Origin of the sequence: Microbacterium sp. NPDC059771, from assembly GCF_042732495.1 — a bacterium.
Classification (GTDB): Bacteria; Actinomycetota; Actinomycetes; order Actinomycetales; family Microbacteriaceae; genus Microbacterium; species Microbacterium sufflavum.
Map to the genome: position 1 here is coordinate 2259898 of NZ_JBHWHK010000001.1, position 19572 is coordinate 2279469.

18 protein-coding genes and 1 pseudogene are annotated in these 19572 nt (G+C 70.7%); 7 read left to right on the top strand and 12 right to left on the bottom strand.

Translation table 11 applies throughout. The features are described 5' to 3' along the window. Positions 1-94 precede the first annotated feature (94 nt). Positions 95-1450 (bottom strand): replication-associated recombination protein A, encoded by a 1356-nt coding sequence (locus ACFV3I_RS10765; protein ID WP_378803706.1) that lies wholly within the window; start codon positions 1448-1450, stop codon positions 95-97. Positions 1451-1560: 110 nt separating this feature from the next. Between ACFV3I_RS10765 and ACFV3I_RS10770 the strand changes: the two genes are divergently transcribed. After that, on the top strand, positions 1561-1836 hold the full coding sequence (locus tag ACFV3I_RS10770) for a hypothetical protein (RefSeq protein ID WP_378822785.1): 276 nt from the start codon (positions 1561-1563) through the stop codon (positions 1834-1836). A gap of 167 nt (positions 1837-2003) precedes the next feature. After that, on the top strand, positions 2004-2150 hold the full coding sequence (locus ACFV3I_RS10775) for a hypothetical protein (RefSeq protein ID WP_378822786.1): 147 nt from the start codon (positions 2004-2006) through the stop codon (positions 2148-2150). 419 nt (positions 2151-2569) lie between these two features. On the opposite strand, the pseudogene ACFV3I_RS10780 reads toward ACFV3I_RS10775, so the two are convergent. After that, a pseudogene (locus ACFV3I_RS10780) lies at positions 2570-3397 on the bottom strand (FAD-dependent oxidoreductase); the annotation flags it as partial. 204 nt (positions 3398-3601) lie between these two features. On the opposite strand from ACFV3I_RS10780, the gene ACFV3I_RS10785 reads away from it, so the two are divergent. Together ACFV3I_RS10785 and ACFV3I_RS10790 are read left to right on the top strand one after the other, a co-directional pair. Continuing rightward, complete coding sequence (locus ACFV3I_RS10785; RefSeq protein ID WP_378803708.1) at positions 3602-4957, top strand: DUF349 domain-containing protein; 1356 nt, start codon at positions 3602-3604, stop codon at positions 4955-4957. 61 nt (positions 4958-5018) lie between these two features. Then, the gene (locus ACFV3I_RS10790; protein ID WP_136033647.1) at positions 5019-5570 is read left to right on the top strand and encodes a type IV toxin-antitoxin system AbiEi family antitoxin; all 552 of its coding nucleotides are present in this window, start codon (positions 5019-5021) and stop codon (positions 5568-5570) included. Here ACFV3I_RS10790 and ACFV3I_RS10795 read toward each other — a convergent pair. The 8 genes from ACFV3I_RS10795 to ACFV3I_RS10830 form a co-directional block, all read right to left on the bottom strand. Continuing rightward, a complete protein-coding gene (locus tag ACFV3I_RS10795) occupies positions 5557-7809 on the bottom strand; it encodes a bifunctional (p)ppGpp synthetase/guanosine-3',5'-bis(diphosphate) 3'-pyrophosphohydrolase (RefSeq protein ID WP_136033645.1) in 2253 nt (750 codons plus the stop codon). The genes ACFV3I_RS10790 and ACFV3I_RS10795 overlap by 14 nt on opposite strands. 67 nt (positions 7810-7876) lie before the next feature. Then, entirely contained in the window at positions 7877-8866 is a 990-nt protein-coding gene (secF, locus tag ACFV3I_RS10800) for a protein translocase subunit SecF (protein ID WP_136033643.1), read from the bottom strand. After that, the gene (gene secD, locus ACFV3I_RS10805) at positions 8866-10596 is read right to left on the bottom strand and encodes a protein translocase subunit SecD (RefSeq protein ID WP_136033641.1); all 1731 of its coding nucleotides are present in this window, start codon (positions 10594-10596) and stop codon (positions 8866-8868) included. The genes secF and secD overlap by 1 nt, the downstream gene beginning before the upstream one ends. 55 nt (positions 10597-10651) lie before the next feature. Beyond that, a complete protein-coding gene (yajC, locus tag ACFV3I_RS10810; RefSeq protein WP_136033701.1) occupies positions 10652-11047 on the bottom strand; it encodes a preprotein translocase subunit YajC in 396 nt (131 codons plus the stop codon). Positions 11048-11125: 78 nt separating this feature from the next. Further along, positions 11126-12151, bottom strand: a complete 1026-nt coding sequence (ruvB, locus tag ACFV3I_RS10815) for a Holliday junction branch migration DNA helicase RuvB (protein ID WP_378822787.1) — start codon at positions 12149-12151, stop codon at positions 11126-11128. Then, positions 12144-12764 carry a Holliday junction branch migration protein RuvA gene (gene ruvA, locus ACFV3I_RS10820; RefSeq protein WP_378803710.1) on the bottom strand — a complete coding sequence of 207 codons (621 nt, stop codon included), beginning with the start codon at positions 12762-12764 and terminating at the stop codon, positions 12144-12146. The genes ruvB and ruvA overlap by 8 nt, the downstream gene beginning before the upstream one ends. Positions 12765-12773: 9 nt before the next feature. Continuing rightward, positions 12774-13358 (bottom strand): crossover junction endodeoxyribonuclease RuvC, encoded by a 585-nt coding sequence (ruvC, locus tag ACFV3I_RS10825; RefSeq protein ID WP_136033634.1) that lies wholly within the window; start codon positions 13356-13358, stop codon positions 12774-12776. Positions 13359-13403: 45 nt separating this feature from the next. After that, positions 13404-14165: a YebC/PmpR family DNA-binding transcriptional regulator gene (locus ACFV3I_RS10830; RefSeq protein WP_136033632.1), complete on the bottom strand. Its 762-nt coding sequence runs from the start codon at positions 14163-14165 to the stop codon at positions 13404-13406. Positions 14166-14290: 125 nt separating this feature from the next. Here ACFV3I_RS10830 and ACFV3I_RS10835 point away from each other — a divergent pair, with 125 nt between their 5' ends. Together ACFV3I_RS10835 and ACFV3I_RS10840 are read left to right on the top strand one after the other, a co-directional pair. Then, the gene (locus ACFV3I_RS10835) at positions 14291-15652 is read left to right on the top strand and encodes a pyridoxal phosphate-dependent decarboxylase family protein (protein WP_378803711.1); all 1362 of its coding nucleotides are present in this window, start codon (positions 14291-14293) and stop codon (positions 15650-15652) included. A gap of 61 nt (positions 15653-15713) precedes the next feature. Next, positions 15714-16637: a phosphotransferase gene (locus ACFV3I_RS10840; RefSeq protein ID WP_247981703.1), complete on the top strand. Its 924-nt coding sequence runs from the start codon at positions 15714-15716 to the stop codon at positions 16635-16637. A 15-nt stretch (positions 16638-16652) separates the two neighbouring features. Here ACFV3I_RS10840 and pdxT read toward each other — a convergent pair whose 3' ends face one another. Together pdxT and pdxS are read right to left on the bottom strand one after the other, a co-directional pair. Further along, positions 16653-17264: a pyridoxal 5'-phosphate synthase glutaminase subunit PdxT gene (gene pdxT / locus ACFV3I_RS10845; RefSeq protein WP_378803712.1), complete on the bottom strand. Its 612-nt coding sequence runs from the start codon at positions 17262-17264 to the stop codon at positions 16653-16655. Further along, positions 17254-18147, bottom strand: coding sequence for a pyridoxal 5'-phosphate synthase lyase subunit PdxS (pdxS, locus tag ACFV3I_RS10850; RefSeq protein ID WP_136033624.1), 894 nt, complete (start codon positions 18145-18147; stop codon positions 17254-17256). Before pdxS ends, pdxT begins: the two co-directional genes overlap by 11 nt. A 90-nt stretch (positions 18148-18237) precedes the next feature. Between pdxS and ACFV3I_RS10855 the strand changes: the two genes are divergently transcribed. Then, positions 18238-19545, top strand: coding sequence for an aminotransferase class I/II-fold pyridoxal phosphate-dependent enzyme (locus tag ACFV3I_RS10855; protein WP_206251213.1), 1308 nt, complete (start codon positions 18238-18240; stop codon positions 19543-19545). Positions 19546-19572: the final 27 nt, after the last annotated feature.

Below are 19572 nucleotides of genomic sequence, written 5' to 3' on the forward strand. Positions count from 1 at the left end.
CCGTCGAGGTGTGGTGTGAACGCGGAGATGCCCGAAAACTCGGTTTCGAGCCGCTCAAGTCTAACAGACGACGCCGCGCCGACCGACCGGTCTGTCAGCGGTCGCCGAGGATGCGTCGGATGCGCTCCAGCCGCGCACCGATGTCGCGTTCCGCACCGAGGTTCTTCGGCTCGTAGTAGTGACGTCCGTCCAACTCGTCCGGCAGGTACTGCTGCGGCACGATCCCGTATTCGCTGTCGTGCGAGTAGACGTAACCGCGGCCGTGGCCGAGCCTCTTCGCCCCCGGATAGTGGGCGTCGCGGAGGTGGAGCGGCACCCGGCCGAAGCCGCCCGCGCGGATGTCGGCGATCGCGGCGTCGATGCCGACGTACGCGGCATTGGACTTCGCCGTCGTGGCGAGGTACACCGTGGCCTCGGCGAGCGGGATGCGCCCCTCCGGCATGCCGATGAAGGCGACGGCGTCCGCAGCAGCGACTGCGATGCCGAGCGCCTGGGGATCGGCGAGACCCACGTCCTCCGACGCCGAGATCACCAGGCGCCGAGCGATGAAGCGCGGGTCCTCCCCCGCCTCGATCATGCGCGCCAGGTAGTGGAGTGCGGCGTCGGGATCGGATCCGCGGATCGACTTGATGAACGCGCTGATCACGTCGTAGTGCTCGTCGCCCTGACGGTCGTAGCGGAGCAGCGCCTTGTCCACCGCCTGCGCCACATCGTCCGCCGTCACCGCGGGGACGCCGTCCGATGCGGTGTCGCCGTCCTCGACCGCGGCGGCATGGGACAGCGCGACCGCGGCCGCGGCCTCGAGCCCCGTGAGCGCGCGCCGCGCATCACCCGACGCCAGTCGCACGAGAGCCGTGCGCGCCTCGTCGTCGAGCACCACGGCACCCTTGAGCCCGCGCGCATCCGTCACGGCGCGGTCGACGAGCAGACCGATGTCGTCGTCCGTCAGTGGCTGCAGCGTGAGCAGCAGCGACCGCGACAGCAGCGGGGAGATCACGGAGAACGACGGATTCTCGGTGGTCGCCGCGATCAGGATGACCCAGCCGTTCTCCACTCCGGGCAGCAGCGCATCCTGCTGCGCCTTCGTGAAGCGGTGGATCTCGTCGAGGAAGAGGATGGTCGTCTGGCCGTACAGGTCACGCTGCGTGATCGCCTCCTGCATCACCTCGCGAACGTCCTTCACCCCGGCCGTGATCGCCGACAGTTCGACGAACCGTCGACCGGAGGAGCGCGCGATGGCCTGCGCCAGCGTGGTCTTCCCCGTGCCGGGAGGCCCCCACAGGATGATCGACACGGCCCCGGGCGCTGCCGCCTCGGGATCGGCGAGAGCCACGATCGGGGATCCCGCCCGCAGCAGGTGACGCTGTCCCGCGACCTCATCGAGCGAGACCGGGCGCATGCGCACGGCGAGAGGCGTCTGCCCGGAGAGCAGCGCGGCAGGAGAAGTCACCCCTCCAGGCTAACGGCGGGCGCCGACACCGTGGCGACGGAAGCCGCCCGTGGGCGACGGTAGGCTCTCAGGCGACGCCGCGGACGGGCGTCGGGATGGAGATATCGGGCATGGCGGCACGCGGTTCCAAGAAGGCACAGTCGCGCACCGAGGCGGAGCGCGCACGACTGCATGCCGCGCGCACGCGCTGGCACGAGGACCAGATCCGCCGCCGTCGCCGCGACAACACCGTCGCGGTGATCGTCGGCGGTCTCGTCGTCGTCGCCGCGATCGGGAGCCAGGTCGTGCACGCGCAGGTGACCGCCCCCGAACCGACGCCGAGTCCCACGATCTCCCCCTCCGACTCCCCGGTGCCGTCCGAGTCCCCCCTTCCCTCCGACTCCTGAGCGGCCTCGCGGAGTTCCCCGAAAGCGCGGAGTGCGCGTTCTGCGCACGGGCGGTCGCGCGGCGCCTCATCGCGCGCGCCGGAGCGGTTGCGATCGGCTCAGGGCGACGGGGTGTCCCCGAGCGGGGCCCGGTCGGACGCCCCCGTACCAGGGAGACCGTGCTCGGCGTGACCCTCGCTGTCGCGGGGGAGCTGTCCGGCGCCCAGCTCGTCCTCATCGGACGGCTGGCGGAGGAGCACGGGTTGCGGGTGAGGCCGTGCTCTCGTCGCTCCGTCACCGCCGTGACCGGGGATGGCCCCGTGAGCAACGCATGACCGCAGGTCACAGCGCTCTCGTGCTCGCGAAGCAGCTCGGACACCGCCCGCGCCCTGGCGCCGTCATCCGCGGCCGCGCGGAGGGCCGCGAGCCGGTCCTCGTCGCCGATCACCGTCGCACCGAGCAGGACTCGTCCGTCCTCCGAGAGGAGGAGGTCGCCCGCGATCCGTCCCGGCGCGTCCGCCAGGGGGACGACGACTCCGACGGTTTCGCCGTCCGGCGACGACCGGAGATCCGTGAACTCGACGCCTCCCGCACGCACGATCGTCGTCAGCCACCGCGTCCGTGTCGTCGCCACGGCCTCCCGCATCCTGTCCGCCACGCGCCCGCCACCGCCCGGTGCCCGCGGGCCCGCCTCGTCGTCCGCCGCGACAGCGACGCTCCCCACGGCCAGGATGTGCGGATCACTCGTGCGACCGTCGGCGTCGACGAGCACGCCGCCGCCCGGCACCACGGTGAGCCCCGCGTTCCGCGCGAGCTCGTCACGCGGGCGCACCGCGGGCGCGAACACGACCGCATCCGTCCGGGCGAAGGAACCGTCGTGGAATTCGATGCTCGCGACCGCGCCGGACTCGTCCGCATCGATGCGGGTGACGCGCGTCGACCTCCGCACCGCGATCCCGCGCTCCCGCAGGAGTGCGTCGACTGCCGCCGAGGTGCGACGACCCGGATCCGCGTGGTCTCCTCGTTCGTGCACGGCCGCGACCTCGACTCCGCTCTCCGCGAGCGCGAGCGCGGCGGCGAACCCGCCCGGCCCGTCACCGACGACCGTCGCGCGCGGACGCCGCCACTGCTCGCCGCGCGGCGCGTGCACATGGGCCCGCAGCGCCGACGCATCCGCGGCGGACTGGAACGTGAAGCACCCGGGCAGTCCGGCCCCGTCGAGCGTCGGACGAACCGGGTGCCGCCCGGTCGCGAGGACGAGCACGTCGTACATGTACACGCGCCCGGAGCGGGTGCGGACGCGGCGGAGCTTCCGGTCGATCTTCCGCACCCGATCATCCCGGATCAGGCGCACGCGGTCGTCGCGGAACACCCCTCGGTCGAGGTCCAGGTCAGCGGGGTCATCCCCCCGGACGAGTCGGTACAACCGGGTGCGGTCGTACGGCAGGCGCCCCTCGTCGCCGATCACCGTGACCCGAATGTCGTCGCAGGGATCGCCCAGGAGGTGCGCCACGAACGCGTGCGCCGCGGGCCCCGCGCCGACGATCAGGACCTCCGTCCTCCGGGATGCGCTGTCGTCCATGGACCTCCTGTCGACCTGCGGACCGTCGTGGGACGACGATAGGAGCGCCGTGTTACCCGGAGATGACGTCGCGTGTTTCGCGCGTCGAACGTTCTCCTCACAAATCGATAACGCGCCTTCGGCCTCACCCCGCAGCGCGGGTCGTACTAGGCTGAGCCTCGTCCTTTCCGCCTCCCGCGGCCCGACCGCGCAAGGAGAATCACCGTGTCTGCCACCGAGCCCTCGAAGCCGACCCCGCCCATCCCCGCACCGCCCGCCGTGCCCATGCCCCGGAAGGCCCCGACGCCCGCCGCGGTCGCGCCCGCCGCACCGGCGACGCCCGCGCCCTCCGCCTCGGCGCTCGAATGGGGTCGCGTCTCCGACGATGGCACGGTCGAGGTCCGCGAGGGCGAGTCGTGGCGGGTGGTCGGCCAGTATCCCGACGGCACCCCGGAAGAGGCCCTCGCCTACTTCGTGCGCAAGTACGACGACATCGCCTTCAAGGTGCACGCGCTCGAGCAGCGCCATCAGGCCGGCGGCGCCTCGGCGAGCGACCTCGCGAAGCAGGCCTCGCACCTCATCGCCGAGGCGACGGATGCCGCAGCGGTCGGCGACCTCGCGGGCCTGCGCGACCGGCTGAACGCCCTGACCGCCTCGCTCTCGGAGGCGACGGAGCAGGAGGCTCAGCAGGCCAGGGCGCTCGTGGAGCAGGCGGTCGCGGAGCGCACGGCCCTGGTGGAGCGCGCCGAGGCCATCGCCGCCCGCGACCTCAGCAAGGTGCAGTGGAAGCAGGTCACGGCCGAGCTCAACGAGCTGTTCGAGTCGTGGCAGGCACAGCAGCAGAACGGTCCGCGCCTGTCGAAGAGCGTGTCGCAGCAGCTCTGGAAGCGGTTCCGTGACGCCCGCTCGGTGGTCGACAAGCACCGGCGCGCCTTCTACTCCGAGCTCGACGAGACGCACAAGGCTGCACGCGACGCCAAGTCGCGGCTGGTCGAGCGCGCCGAGGCTCTCGCTCCCCGCGGCGTCGACGGCATCCCCGCGTACCGCACCCTGCTCGACGAGTGGAAGGCCGCCGGCCGTGCCGGGCGCAAGGCCGACGACGCGCTCTGGGCGCGGTTCAAGGCGGCCGGCGATGCGCTGTACGCCGCGCGGGCTGAGCAGGCCGCCGCGGAAGAGGCAGACTCCGCGCCCCGGATCGAGGCACGGCAGGCTCTTCTGGAACAGGCGAAGGCCGTGACCGACGAGTCGAACATCAAGCGTGCGCGGGCACTGCTCACCCGCATCCAGCGCGAGTGGGACGAGGTGGGCCGCATCTTCCCGCGCGAGAAGGAGCGCGCTCTCGACGACAAGCTCCGGGTGATCGAGCAGGCGCTCAAGGCCCGCGAGGACGTCGACTGGAAGAAGAACAACCCCGAGACCAAGGCGCGCGCGAACGACATGAGCTCGCAGCTGCACGAGGCCATCGAGAAGCTCGAGGCCGAGCTGGCGGTCGCGGAGAAGTCGGGCGACACCAAGGCCGCCAAGACCGCGGCTGACGCGCTCGAAGCCCGCCGCGCCTGGCTCAACGCCCTGGGCGGCTGACGCTTTCCACAACCCGCGACGACCGCCACAGGAGCGGGATGCGCTGCGCCACACTGGCGTGATGCATCCCGCTCTTCTGTATCTGCCCGGCGCGCGGCTGAGTCTGCCGGAGCTCGCCGCCGCTCGACTCGACGGCCACGTCGTCGACCTCGGCGAGGCGTACATCCCGGCCGACCTCATCGAGGGTGCGGACGTGCGTGCCGCGTCGATCGGGCCTCTCGTGCAGGACGGCGCCGCGGCCTGCGGCCCGACCGCCGCATGGATCCACGGCGCCGGAGACGCACCGCCGCCCGTGCATCACGTGAAGCGGTGCGTCGAGCGTCGCGTGCGCCCGCGTACGAGTGCCCGCCTGGTCTTCCACGACACCGTGCTCGCCGCCGCAGACGTCGTCGTGATCGGTGGCGTCGCCGTGTCGACGCCCGCGCGGACGATGGTCGACCTGGCGACGAGCCTGCATCGCGACCCCCGCGTGCTTCCCTGGATGGATGCCCTCGCCGTCGCCTGCCCGGCGGTGACCGCACAAGCCCTCGTCGAGCTGCGCGGGACCAGCCGTGTGCCGGGGAGCCGCGTCGGCATCGCCGCCCTCGAGCGGGTCGCGCTCAGGACGAGGTGACGCGGTAGACGTCGTACACCGCGTCGATGCGCCGCACGGCGTTCAGCACGCGGTCCAGGTGCACGGCGTCGCCCATCTCGAACACGAAGCGGCTCAGCGCCAGGCGCTCATCGGTCGTGCTGACCGTGGCGGACAGGATGTTGACGTGGTGCTCGCTCAGCACTCGAGTGACATCCGACAGGAGCCCGGACCGGTCGAGCGCCTCAACCTGGATCTGCACGCGGAACACGCTCTTGGTGGTCGGTGCCCAGGAGACCTCGACGAAGCGGTCCTGCTCGCCGCTCAGCGCCTTGACGTTGACGCAGTCGGCACGGTGGACCGAGACGCCGCTCCCCCGCGTGACGAAGCCCACGATCGGGTCCCCCGGCACGGGGGTGCAGCACTTGGCGAGCTTGACGAGGATGTCGTTCGCACCGCGCACGAGCACCCCGGAGTCGCCGCCGCGCGGCTCCCTGGTCTGCACGCTGCCCGGCAGATCGATCGCCCCGGTCGTCGTGTCGTTCGCCGCCACCAGGGCGGTGACCTTCTCGAGCACGGACTGCGTGGACACGTGTCCCTCGCCGACAGCCGCGTAGAGCCCGGACACGTCTTCGTAGTGCAGCTGATGCGCGACCTCGGTGAACGAGTCCTGGTTCATCAGGCGCTGCAGCGGCAGGTTCTGTCGGCGCATCGCCCGGGCGATCGCCTCCTTGCCCTGCTCGATCGCCTCCTCGCGACGCTCCTTCGTGAACCAGCCGCGGATCTTGTTCCGCGCCCGCGTGCTCTTGACGAAGCCGAGCCAGTCCTGGCTGGGGCCGGCGTCGGGGTTCTTCGACGTGAACACCTCGACGACGTCGCCGCTCTTGAGCTCCGACTCGAGCGGCACGAGGCGGCCGTTGACCTTGGCGCCCATCGTGCGATGGCCGATCTCGGTGTGCACGGCGTAGGCGAAGTCGACGGGCGTCGCGCCGGCGGGAAGGCCGATGACCCGTCCCTTCGGCGTGAAGACGTAGACCTCCTTGGCTCCGATCTCGAAGCGCAGCGAGTCGAGGAACTCGCCGGGGTCCGCGGTCTCGGCCTGCCAGTCGGAGATGTGCGCGAGCCACGCCATGTCGGTGTCGGAGGCGCGGACCTCGGCCTTGCCGCCGCCGTTCATCCGCTCCTTGTACATCCAGTGCGCCGCGACGCCGTACTCCGCCTGCTGGTGCATCTCGTGCGTGCGGATCTGGATCTCCACCGTGCGTCCGGCCGGGCCGATCACGGTCGTGTGCAGCGACTGATAGAGGTTGAACTTCGGGGTGGCGATGTAGTCCTTGAAGCGGCCGGGCAACGGCGTCCAGCGCGCGTGGATCGCGCCGAGCACCGCGTAGCAGTCGCGCACCGACGACACCAGCACGCGGATGCCGATGAGGTCGTAGATGTCGTCGAACTCGCGCCCCCGGATCACCATCTTCTGGTAGACGGAGTAGAGCTGCTTCGGCCGGCCGACGACCTTGCCACGGATCCGCAGATCCCGCAGGTCCTCGTCGATCTCCTCGATCACCTGGCCGAGGTACTTCTCCCGCTGCGGTGTGCGCTGGGCGATCAGGCTGTGGATCTCGTTGTAGATCTTCGGGTGCAGCACCGCGAACGAGAGGTCTTCCAGCTCCGACTTGATGGCCTGGATACCGAGGCGGTTGGCCAGAGGCGCATAGATCTCCAGCGTCTCCTTCGCCTTCTTCGCCGCCTTCTCGGGCGGTACGAAGCCCCACGTGCGGGCGTTGTGCAGGCGGTCGGCGAGCTTGATCAGCAGCACGCGGATGTCCTTCGACATCGCCACGATCATCTTGCGGACCGTCTCCGCCTGCGCACTCTCGCCGTACTTGACCTTGTCGAGCTTCGTGACGCCGTCGACCAGCATCGCGACCTCGTCGCCGAATTCAGCGGTCAGGTCGGTCAGCGCGTAACCGGTGTCCTCGACGGTGTCGTGCAGGAGGGCCGCGGCGATCGCGCGCGGGCCCAGGCCGAGCTCGGCGAGGATCTGCGCGACGGCCAGCGGGTGCGTGATGTACGGCTCGCCGCTCTGCCGCTTCTGCCCCTCGTGCTTCTCCTTCGCGACCGCGTAGGCCCGGGAGATGACGGAGAAGTCGCCCTTGGGATGATTCGCCCTGACCGTGCGGATCAGGTTGTCGAGATCGTTGATGCGGGACGCGCGAGAGAAGATGCGGGGCACGAGCCGTCGCAGACTCGAACCCTGCGACGCCGTCTGCGGCTCCGCCATCCACTCACCTCCGAATCAGACAATCCTACGCGTGCTGAGAGGGGGCGAGCCCCGCGCAGCGGGGGCGTCAGGCCTCGACGGCCGCCTTCTCGCGCGCCGCACGGATGCGGGCGTCGCGCTCCTTGATCTGCGGCTCGTTCTCGCGGAACAGCGAGTAGAGGGGTGCCGCGACGAACAGCGTCGAGTAGGTCGCCACGAGGATGCCGACGAAGATCGAGAGCGAGATGTCGGTCAGCGTCTCCGCACCCAGCCAGAACGCACCGATGAACAGGATCGCGCCCACCGGGAGCGCCGCCACGACCGAGGTGTTGATCGATCGGATCAGCGTCTGGTTCACCGCGAGGTTGACCGACTCGCCGAACAGGCGCGCGGTCTTCTCCCCGTCCTCCGTCGTGTTCTCCCGGATCTTGTCGAACACCACGGTGGTGTCGTAGAGCGAGTACGCCAGGATCGTGAGGAACCCGATCACCGCCGCCGGGGAGATCTCGAAACCGGCCAGGGCGTACACGCCCACCGTGATCACGAGCACGTCGAGCAGCCCGATGATCGCTGCGGCCGACATCTTCCAGGTGCGGAAGTAGATCGCCAGGATCAGGAAGGTCAGCGCGAGGAAGATCGCCAGACCCCACAGGGACTGCCGCGTCACGCTCTCACCCCACGCGGGACCGATGAACGAGGAGGTCACCGCGTCGGGCTCCACCTCGTACGCGTCGGCGAGAGCGCCGGCGACCTGCTGCGTCTCCGCCGCCGTCATCTGGTCGGTCTGGACCCGGATGTCCTGGTCGTTCACGATGACGACCTTGGTCGCGGCGCCGGGCACCACGGACTGCACGGCCTCGCTCGCGGTGTCCTGATTCAGCGTGGCCGGGGCGTTCACCGTGAACTGCGACCCGCCCGTGAACTCGATCGAGAACTGGATGGGACGGAACAGCGGCACGAGCGCGGACCCCACGACCAGCGCGATCGCGATGATGAACCACAGCCGACGGCGTCCGACGAACGGGAAGGAGGTCTTTCCCGTGTAGAGGTTGTTACCGAACTCGTTCATGGAAGCCATCAGGCGTCTCCCTCGCTTCCGCCCTTGGTCTGTTTCTCCGCGGCGAGGGCCTCGGCACGCTTGCGCTCTGCGATGGTCTGACGGCGGTCCGCCTCACCGCGTGAGCGCGCGTTCTTCGCGCCGCGACCTGCCGATGCCGTCGCCACCTCGCGGTACTGCGACCGGCTCCGGTACACGGCGCCGAGTGCCGCCGGGTCGAGCCCGGAGAGCTTGTGGCCGCCGCCGAAGAAGCGCGTCCGCGCGAGGAGCTGCATCACCGGGTGAGTGAAGATGACGAAGATCATCACGTCGATGACGGTGGTCAGGCCGAGCGTGAACGCGAAGCCCTTCACCGTGGAGTCCGCGAGGATGTAGAGCACGACGGCCGCGAGGATGTTGATCGACTTCGAGATGTAGATCGTGCGCTTCGCGCGACCCCATCCGTCCTCGACCGCCGCCGTGATCGACTTGCCGTCGCGCAGCTCGTCTCGGATCCGCTCGAAGTAGACGATGAACGAGTCGGCCGTGAAACCGATCGACACGATCAGACCCGCGACGCCCGCGAGCGACAGGCGGAACCCGATGCGCCACGCGAGGATGCAGATCACGATGTACGTCAGCACCGCCATCACCGCGATCGACGCGATGATCACCGTCCCGAGAGCGCGGTACGACAGCAAGGAGTAGACCGCGACCAGCGCCAGACCGATCAGACCCGCGATGAGCCCGATCTGGAGCTGCTGGGTGCCGAGGGTCGCGGAGATCGTGTCGGAGCTCTGCACCTCGAAGCTCAACGGCAGCGCACCGAACTTGAGCTGATCCGCGAGCGTCGTCGCGCTCTCCTGAGTGAAGCTGCCGGAGATGCTGGGACGGCCGTCGAGGATCACGCCGTTCATCCGCGGCGCACTGATCACGTCGCCGTCGAGCACGAACGCGAACTGGTCGCGGGGCGACAGACCGTCGATGCGGTTCTGGTTGAGGCGCGTGCTGACCTTGCCGAACGCGTCCGCGCCATCGCCGTTCATCGTGAGCTGCACGATCCAGGCGCCGCTCTTGGGGTCGCGGCCTGCCGACGCGTCGGTGATCGCGCGTCCGTCGAGCTCCATCGGGCCGAGGAGGAACTTCTGGGTGTCGTCCGGGGAGCAGGCGATGACCGGCTCGTCCTTCGGCGCACGCGACGGATCGTTGTCGGGGTTGGCGCAGTCGTAGGCCTGGAACTCCGCGGCCAGCTTCTCGGTCACCCACGACAGATCGCTCGCGTCGGTCGGCTCCGCCGTCGGAGTGGCGTTCAGGCCGGGGTCGGGGCTCGGGAACGGCGTGGAGTTGCCGTCGTCGCCCACGAACTCGGTGCTCGCCGCGGTCGTGTACAGGACCGGACGGAACTCGAGCTGTGCGCTGGACTGGATGCGCTCCCTGGTCTGCTCGTCGGCCTCACCCGGGATCTGGACGACGATGTTGCGCCCGCCCTCCGTGGTGATGTCGGCCTCGGCGACACCCGAGGCATCCACGCGCTGGCGGATGATCGCCGCGGCCTGGTCGAGCTGCTCCTGTGACGGCGCTGCGCCGTCCTCGGTCTCGGCGCTGAGGATGATCTGCGTGCCGCCCTGCAGGTCGAGCGCTAGTTCCGGCGCCCACGAACTCTGCTTGAAGACGTACACACCCAGCGCGTTGATGCCGAAGAGCACGCCCGTCACGAGGAGCAGGCCGAGGAGGACCCGCCAGGCGTGACGGACAGGTGAAGATGAAGCCACGTGTGTTCAGCTTTCTGGGAGGACGATGATCCGAGCGGCCACGACGGCCGCTGTCTTACTTGTCGTCGGCGTCCCGTTCGAGACGGGCGCGGGTCTCCTCCGGCGTCTCCGTCGTGGGGGCGGCGGGCTCGTCGACGATGCGGTCATCCACGCCGTCCACGGGCGCCTCAACGATAGCGTCCTTCGGCTCGACGATGCGGAGGATCGCCTGGCTGTGCACCTCGATGACGGTGCCCGGAGCGATCTCCACGAGGGCCGGCGCGTCCAGGTCGTCCGGGTCGAACGCCACGATCGTGCCGTAAATGCCGCCCTGCAGCAGGACCTTCGCGCCGGGAACCGTCTTGGTGGCCTTCTCCTCCTGCTCGGCCTTCATCTGCCTCGTCCGCTTGCGCGTGTTGAAGATCATGAAGATCAGGAGCACGGCCAGAAGGCCGAAGAGCACGAATTCCATGGGCATGGGGAAGCGCCTTTCTCAGGTGCACGCACCAGCCATTGGGCGCACAGAGGTATCGGGGGAAGCCTTCAGCGATTATAGGTCATCCAGCGTGAGCATCCCGTCGGGGTGCGCGACCCCGAGGTGCGCGTACGCCTCGGGTGTCGCGACTCGTCCGCGCGGCGTGCGCCCCAGGAATCCGATGCGCACGAGGTACGGTTCGACCACGCTCTCCACGGTCTCGGCCTCCTCGCCCACCGCGACCGCGAGGGTGCCGAGACCCACCGGTCCCCCGCGGAAACGCCGGACGAGCGCGTCGAGCACCGCTCGGTCCAGCCGGTCGAGACCGATCGCGTCGACGTCATAGAGCTCCAGCGCCGCCCGCACGTCGTGCAGCGTCGCCGCACCGTCGCCGTGCACCAGCGCGTAGTCGCGCACGCGGCGCAGCAGGCGGTTGGCGATTCGGGGGGTTCCTCGAGATCGGCGCGCGATCTCGGAGAGGGCGTCGGTCGGGAGCCCGACCCCCAGCACCGACGCGGAACGCGCGATGACCTGCTCGAGCTCGCCCTCCTCGTAGAACTCAAGGTGGCCGGTGAACCCGAAGCGGTCGCGGAGCGGATTGGGCAGCAGGCCCGAGCGCGTCGTCGCCCCGACCAGGGTGAACGGCGACAGCTCCAGGGGGATGCTCGTGGCGCCCGCACCCTTGCCCACCATGATGTCGATGCGGTAGTCCTCCATCGCGAGGTAGAGCATCTCCTCCGCGGAGCGGGCCATGCGATGGATCTCGTCGATGAACAGCACCTCGCCCGGCATCAGGCTCGACAGCAGAGCCGCGAGATCTCCCGCGTGCTGGATCGCGGGGCCGCTGGACATACGGAGCGGACGCTCGCTCTCGTGGGCGACGATCATCGCGAGCGTGGTCTTGCCGAGTCCCGGAGGACCCGCGAGCAGGATGTGGTCGGCGGGACGGGACTGCAGGCGCGCGGCCTCGAGCAGCAGCTGGAGTTGACCGCGCACCTTCTGCTGGCCCACGAAGTCACGGAGGCTGGAGGGGCGCAGCGCGCCCTCGATCGCGAGCTCCGACTCGTCGGTGGGCTCGGTCGGGTCGAGCGGGTCAGACACGCGCCGATCCTCCCTGCGCCGGGCCGAGCAGGGCGAGCGTGCGCCGCAGCAGCGACGCGACCGACGCCCGCTCGGCTTCGGTCGCCGCGGCAGCGGTCTCGGTCGCCGCCTCGGCGGCCACCTTCTCCGACCACCCGAGACCCACGAGCGCGGCGGCGACCTGCGACACGATGTCACTCCCCCCCGAGGCCTGCGTCGCGGCCGGGGCGGCAACGGCGTGCACCTTCCCCGCGAGCTGCACCACGATGAGCTTGGCCGTCTTGGGCCCGATGCCGGACACACGCCGGAACGGAGCGTCGTCCTCGGCGGTGACGGCCTCGGCGATCTGGTCCGTCGTCAGATGCGACAGCACGCCCAGCGCCGACTTCGGCCCCACGCCCGTCACGCTGAGCAGCAGCGTGAAGATCTCCAGCTCCGCCCGATCGGCGAAGCCGAAGAGCGAGAGGGCGTCCTCGCGCACGATCAGGCTCGTGTGCAGGCGCAGCTTCTCCCCCACCGTCGCCGTGTGCGCGACATCGGCGGGGACGGCGACCGCGAAGCCCACGCCACCCACCTCGATGACGACCTGGTCCGGCGTCGTGTGCAGCACGGTGCCGTGCAGAGAGGAGATCATCCTCCCAGCCTAGGAGGTCGCTCGCACATATGTTCGAGCGACACGCTCCGCGTCCGCCCAGGCCCGCTGCGCCGGGGTCAGTCCGCCCGCCGCACCGCCGGCTCGGGGCGCCCCGCGCCGCCAGGCGTGACACAGGGCGATCGCGAGAGCGTCCGCGGCGTCCGCCGGCTGCGGCGGCGCATCCAGACGCAGGATGCGGGCGATCATCGCCTGCACCTGCCTCTTGTCGGCGGAGCCGTAGCCCGTGACGGCCGCCTTGACCTCGCTGGGCGTGTGGGTCGCCGCGGGAAGCCCTGACTCGGCGGCGATGAGGAGCGCGACCCCGCTCGCCTGCGCCGTGCCCATCACCGTATGGCTGTTCTGTTGCGCGAAGACGCGCTCGACCGCGACCGCGTCAGGGCGGTGCTGGGCGATCGCCTCGCGGATCCCCGCGGCGACGACCGCGAGTCGCTCGCCGATCGGCGCATCGATCGCCGAGCGGATCACACCGACGTGCACGAGGGTGCCCCGGCGGGCCCGGTCGACGTCGACGATCCCGACACCGCAGCGGGTGAGTCCCGGGTCGATGCCCAGCACGCGGATGGTCGACGTCACCGTCCCAGGCTAGGCGCGGAACGTGCCCGTCGAGGTCAGCCGCGCCTACGCGTCGTCGTTCTCGAGCTCCGCCTGGACCTCGGCCGACAGGTCGAAGTTGCTGAAGACGTTCTGCACGTCCTCGCTGTCCTCCAGCGCGTCGATCAGTCGGAACACCTTGCGGGCCGTGTCGGCGTCGATCTCGACCTTGAGGTTCGGCACGAACTCGACGTCGGCCGACTCGTACTCGATGCCCGCCTCCTGCAGCGCACTGCGCACGGCGACCAGGTCGCTCGCCTCGGTGATGACCTCGAAGCCCTCGGCGTGCGGCTCGATCTCCTCGGCCCCCGCCTCGAGCGCGGCCATCATCACGTCGTCCTCGGTCGTGCCCTCCGACCCGACCACGATGACGCCCTTGCGACTGAAGTTGTACGCGACGCTGCCGGGGTCGGCGAGCGTGCCCCCGTTGCGGCTCAGCGCGGTGCGCACCTCGGCGGCGGCACGGTTCTTGTTGTCGGTCAGACACTCGATCATGAGCGCCACACCGTTGGGGCCGTAGCCCTCGTACATGATCGAGGTGTATTCGACGGCCTCGCCGCCGATGCCCGCACCGCGCTTGATGGCCCGGTCGATGTTGTCCTTCGGGACGGACGTCTTCTTGGCCTTGAGGACCGCGTCGAACAGGGTCGGGTTGCCCTGCAGGTCGGCGCCGCCGAGCTTGGCCGCGACCTCGATGTTCTTGATGAGCTTGGCCCAGGACTTGGCACGGCGCGCGTCGATGACGGCCTTCTTGTGCTTGGTCGTGGCCCACTTGGAATGCCCGGACATAAGTCTCCGCTCGTCGTCAGGGCCCCGGCGCGTGTCCAGGGCGTCGTCCATTCTAAAGGAACACCGCGGAACACCCGGCGGCACAGTGCCTTGTCGGGGCGCTGCGGCGGTGGGAGACTGACCGCATGGGCGACCGGGAGCGTGCTCTCGACGCCGCTCACCGTCGAGCCGAGGCGTTCCTGGGCACCCTCGACGATCGACCGGTGTGGCCGCGCGCGAGCCTCGACGAGATGCTGCAGGTGTTCGGCACGCCTCTCCCGGAGCGGGCGGAGGACCCCGCGGCCGTTGTCGAGGACATCGCGGCTAAGGCCGAGCCCGGACTCGTGGCCATCCCCGGGGGACGGTTCTTCGGATTCGTGATCGGCGGCACTCATCCGGCCGCTCTCGCCGCAGACTGGCTCGTGTCCGCGTGGGATCAGAACTCCGGCTCCTCCCTGCTCACCCCGGCGACCGTCGCGATGGAGCGGGTGGCAGGACAGTGGCTGCTCGAGCTGCTCGGCCTCCCGTCCGCGAGCAGCGTCGGCTTCGTCACGGGCGGTCAGCTCGCGAACTTCACGTGCCTCGCGTCCGCACGGAACGCCGTCCTCGCGCGGGCGGGGTGGGACCTCGCCGAACGGGGACTGCGCTCCGCGCCGCCGGTGCGGTTCGTGGTGGGTGCCGATCGTCATGGATCGATCGACCGCGCGGCACGGTTCCTCGGGATCGGTCGCGCCGAGGTCGACGTGGTGGATGCCGACGCGCAGGGCAGGATGCACCCCGCCGAGCTCGAGCGCGTCCTCGACGGCGGATCCGGCCCGCTCATCGTGTGCCTGCAGGCGGGAGAGGTCCATACCGGAGCGTTCGACGATTTCCGCGCGCTGATCGCGATCGCACGCCGACACGGCGCCTGGGTGCACGTGGACGGCGCCTTCGGTCTGTGGGCGGCCGCCTCCCCCGCGCTGCGACATCTGACCGCCGGCATGGAGGACGCGGACTCCTGGGCGACCGACGCACACAAGACGCTGAACGTGCCGTACGACTGCGGCATGGCGATCGTCCGCGATCCCGCCGATTCGATCGCGGCGTTCCGCACCGGCGGCGACTACCTCGTGTACTCCGGCCTCGACCCGTGGGATGTGACGCCGGAGCTGTCGCGCCGCGCCCGCGGGGTGCCGGCGTACGCGGCGTTGCGCAGCCTCGGGCGTTCCGGGGTCGCGGATCTCGTCGACCGCCTCCACGACAACGCCGTACGCATGGCCTCCGGCCTGCGCGGCCTCGACGCGATCGAGGTGATCAACGACGTCGACTACACCCAGGTGATGTTCCGGCTCGACACGGACGAGGCGACCCGCGAGCTCGGTGCCGCGATCCTGGTCGACGGCACGGCCGTCGTCACCGGAGCGGAATGGCGGGGGCGAGCCGCGCTGCGCTGCTCGATGTCGTCGTGGGCGACGACCGCGGACGACATCGACCGCACGGTGCACGCCATCCGTGCCCTTCTCCCCTGACCCGACTCGCCCGCCTGCTACGGTCGAGGCCGCCGTTGATCGCGCGCGAGAGGAGCAGGGTGTGACCGCAGGAGCCGACCGCCTCCGCCCCGCGTGGACCTCCCTGCCCGAGAGCCTCCGCGCCGCGGCGCTGGACGTGATCGGCGGAGAGTACATCTCCGACGCCCCCGCGCACGGCGGCTTCAGCGCCACGTACGCGGGCACCGTGGTCACGACCGGCGGTCGGGCTTTCGTGAAGGCCGCGGGCGCGGACTGGCACGCCGACTCGGTGCGCCTGCTCCGCCAGGAGATCGTCACGCTGTCGACCCTCCCCTCGGGCGTCGCGCCCCGAGTGCTGGGGACGGTGCAGGACGACATCGGTGCCGTGCTGGTCGTCGAGGCGATCGACGGCCGCCATCCGGGGCGCCCGTGGACAGCGGATGACCTGCACGCGGTGGCGGACGCCCTCGCCGTCGTCGGCACCACGCCGGCACCGAGAACCCTGACGGCCGCGGACGAGAGCATGGTGCCGGGTTTCACGCGCTGGCAGGAGATCGCCGCCACCCCCGACCTCCGCGGCGCTCTGCCCCCGTCGGTCCGGGATTCGCTGCCCCGACTGCGTGAACTGGAGGCGGAGTTCGCGGGGGCCGTGCGCGGAGATGTCCTCGTCCACGACGACGTCCGGGCCGACAACATCCTCATCGCCGACGGTCGCGCCCACCTGCTCGACTGGCCGCATGCGCGCCGCGGGGCCGCATGGGTCGACCTCCCCTGCGTGCTGCCGAGCATCGAGGCGAGCGGCGGACCGACCTGCACGCAGGCCTACCCGGTGTTCGAGGAGCACGGCGCTCCCCCTCCGAGGGACCTGCTGCCGGTCATCGCGGGCTTCGCCTCGTACCTCTGGGCCGAACAGAGCAGGCCGGAGATTCCGCAGCTCCCCGGCTTGCGCGCCTTCCAGCGGGCGCAAGCCGGTCCCGCGCTGCGGTGGCTGGCCGCCCTGGTGTGACGACGCCTCCGGCGGTCAGGCGGCGGCGACGGAGTGGCCGCCTTCGACGCGGGCGAGGAAGCGCTCGTGGAAGCGGGTCTCGCCGGAGATCTCCGGGTGGAAGCTCAGGCCCAGCAGCGCTCCCTGCTCCACCGCCACCACGCGGCCGTCCGGTAGCGCCGCGAGCGGGGTCGCACGAGGACCGATCGACTCGACGACCGGTCCGCGGATGAACGCCGCCGACACCGGCGGTGCACCGAAGGCCGCCACGTCGAGCTGCGCCTCGAACGACTCCACCTGACGGCCGAACGCGTTCCGCCTGACCACCGCGTCGAGCCCTCCGAACGACTGCTGGCCCTCGATCGCGTCGACGACCGTGTCGGCCAGCATGATCAACCCCGCGCACGTGCCGAGCACCGGGAGCCCGGCGGCGATCGCGTCGCGGATCGGCTCCTGCATCCCGAACGTGCGCGACAGCTTGTCGATCACGGTGGACTCGCCACCCGGGATCACCAGGCCGTTCACGGCGGCGAGCTCCTCCGGGCGCCGGACGAGCTCCACCTGGGCGCCGAGACGGGCGAGCAGGGCGGCGTGCTCGCGCACATCGCCCTGCAGCGCGAGCACGCCGACCCGCGGGCTACCAGCCACGCTCGGCGAGCCGGTGCGGCGCCGGCAGGTCGCTGACGTTGATGCCGACCATCGCCTCGCCGAGCCCGCGGGACACCTCGGCGATCACCTTCGGGTCGTCGAAGAACGTCGTGGCCTTCACGATCGCCTTCGCGCGCTCGGCGGGGTTGCCCGACTTGAAGATGCCGGAGCCGACGAACACGCCGTCCGCCCCGAGCTGCATCATCATCGCGGCGTCCGCGGGGGTCGCGACGCCGCCGGCCACGAACAGCACGACGGGGAGCGTGCCCGTCTCGGCGATCTCGGCGACCAGCTCGTACGGCGCCTGCAGCTCCTTCGCGGCGACGAACAGCTCGTCCTTCGGGAGAGCCGTGAGCGCAGCGATCTCCCCGCGGATCTTGCGGATGTGCTTCATCGCCTCGGACACGTCGCCCGTTCCGGCCTCGCCCTTCGAGCGGATCATCGCCGCCCCCTCGTTGATGCGTCGCAGCGCTTCGCCGAGGTTCGTGGCGCCGCACACGAAGGGCACCGTGAAGCCGAACTTGTCGATGTGGTTCACGTAGTCGGCCGGCGAGAGCACCTCGGACTCGTCGATGTAGTCGACACCGAGCTCCTGCAGCACCTGCGCCTCGACGAAGTGACCGATGCGCGCCTTCGCCATCACCGGGATCGACACGGCATCGATGATGCTGTCGATCATGTCCGGGTCGCTCATGCGCGAGACGCCGCCCTGCGCGCGGATGTCGGCCGGCACGCGCTCGAGCGCCATGACGGCGACGGCGCCCGCGTCCTCGGCGATCTTCGCCTGCTCGGCGGTCACGACGTCCATGATGACGCCGCCCTTGAGCATCTCGGCGAGACCGCGCTTGACGCGCGACGATCCGGTGGTGTTCTGCTCGGACATGGGGAGCTCCTGTCGGATGATCCGTAATCGGGTTTGATCTAGATCAAACGTAGCACTGTCCGATCCCACCTAGAATCGCGGAGGAGGATCATGAGCGACCGGATCACAGGCAGCACCGCGGCGGAGATCGCCGACAGCGTGCGCGCCCTGCGCGACCGCGGGATCCTGCTTCCCGGAGCCCTCCTCCCGCCGGTGCGCGAGCTCGCCGCCACCCTCGGCGTCAACCGCAACACCGCCGTCGCCGCGTACCGCCAGCTCGCCCAGGCGGGACTCGTCCTGTCGCGCGGACGCGCCGGCACCACGGTCGCGGGGATCGAGGCCGTGGCACAGGAGGGCTACGCGGCCGACACCGTGCTCCGCGACATCGGCACCGGCAACCCCGACCCCGCGCGCATCCCCGACCCGTCGGCCGCGCTGATGACGATCGCGAGCCGTCCCGTGCTCTACGGCGAACCCGTGATCGACCCGGGGCTGGAGGAGTGGGCGCGCCGGTGGATGGCGGCCGACCTCCCGGACGCGGACTTCCGGATCACTGTGACGAGCGGAGCGGTCGATGCGGTGGAGCGGCTGCTCGCCCAAGCCCTCATGCGCGACGACGCCGTGGCGCTCGAGGATCCGTGCTTCCTCGCCAGCATCCACACGGTGCGGCTCGGCGGCTATCGGGCCGTCCCGGTCCCCGTCGACGACCAGGGAATGACGGTCGACGGACTGCGGGCGGCTCTCGACGCCGGCGTTCGGGCCGTGATCTGCACACCGCGGGCGCAGAACCCCACCGGCGTGGGTCTCACGGCCCAGCGCGCCGCCGAGCTGCGCGGTGTCCTCGCCGATCACCCGTACGTCCTGATCATCGAGGACGACCACTTCTCGCTGCTGTCGCAGCGCCCGTACGAGTCCTTGATCAGCGAGGACCATCGGCGCTTCGCCCTCGTGCGCTCGGTGTCGAAGTTCCTCGGACCCGACATGTGCCTCGCGATCGCGGCGACCGACCCCGACACCGCGGAACGTCTCGCGATGCGACTCAGCCCGGGCACCACCTGGGTGAGCCACCTGCTGCAGCGCCTCGCCCTGGCACAGCTGACCGACGAGGATGCGATGACCACCGTCGCGACCGCCGGTGCGCACTACGCGGAGCGCAACGCCGCGTTCGCGGCACGCCTGCGCGCGCACGGCATCGACGCCGCCGCGCCCGACGGGCTGAGCCTCTGGGTGCGACTCCCCCGGCCCGCGCGCGAGGTCGCCGAGCACCTGATGCGGCGGGGGTGGCTCGCCCGCACCGGTGACGAGTTCTCCCTCGACGACCGCGCCGATCCGTCCCACCACCTCCGTCTCACCGTCCACGACCTCACCGACGCGGAAGCCGACACGCTCGTCGCCGACCTCGTCGCGGCCGCGCGATGACCACCCGTCGCGGGCACCGGCCCGCCC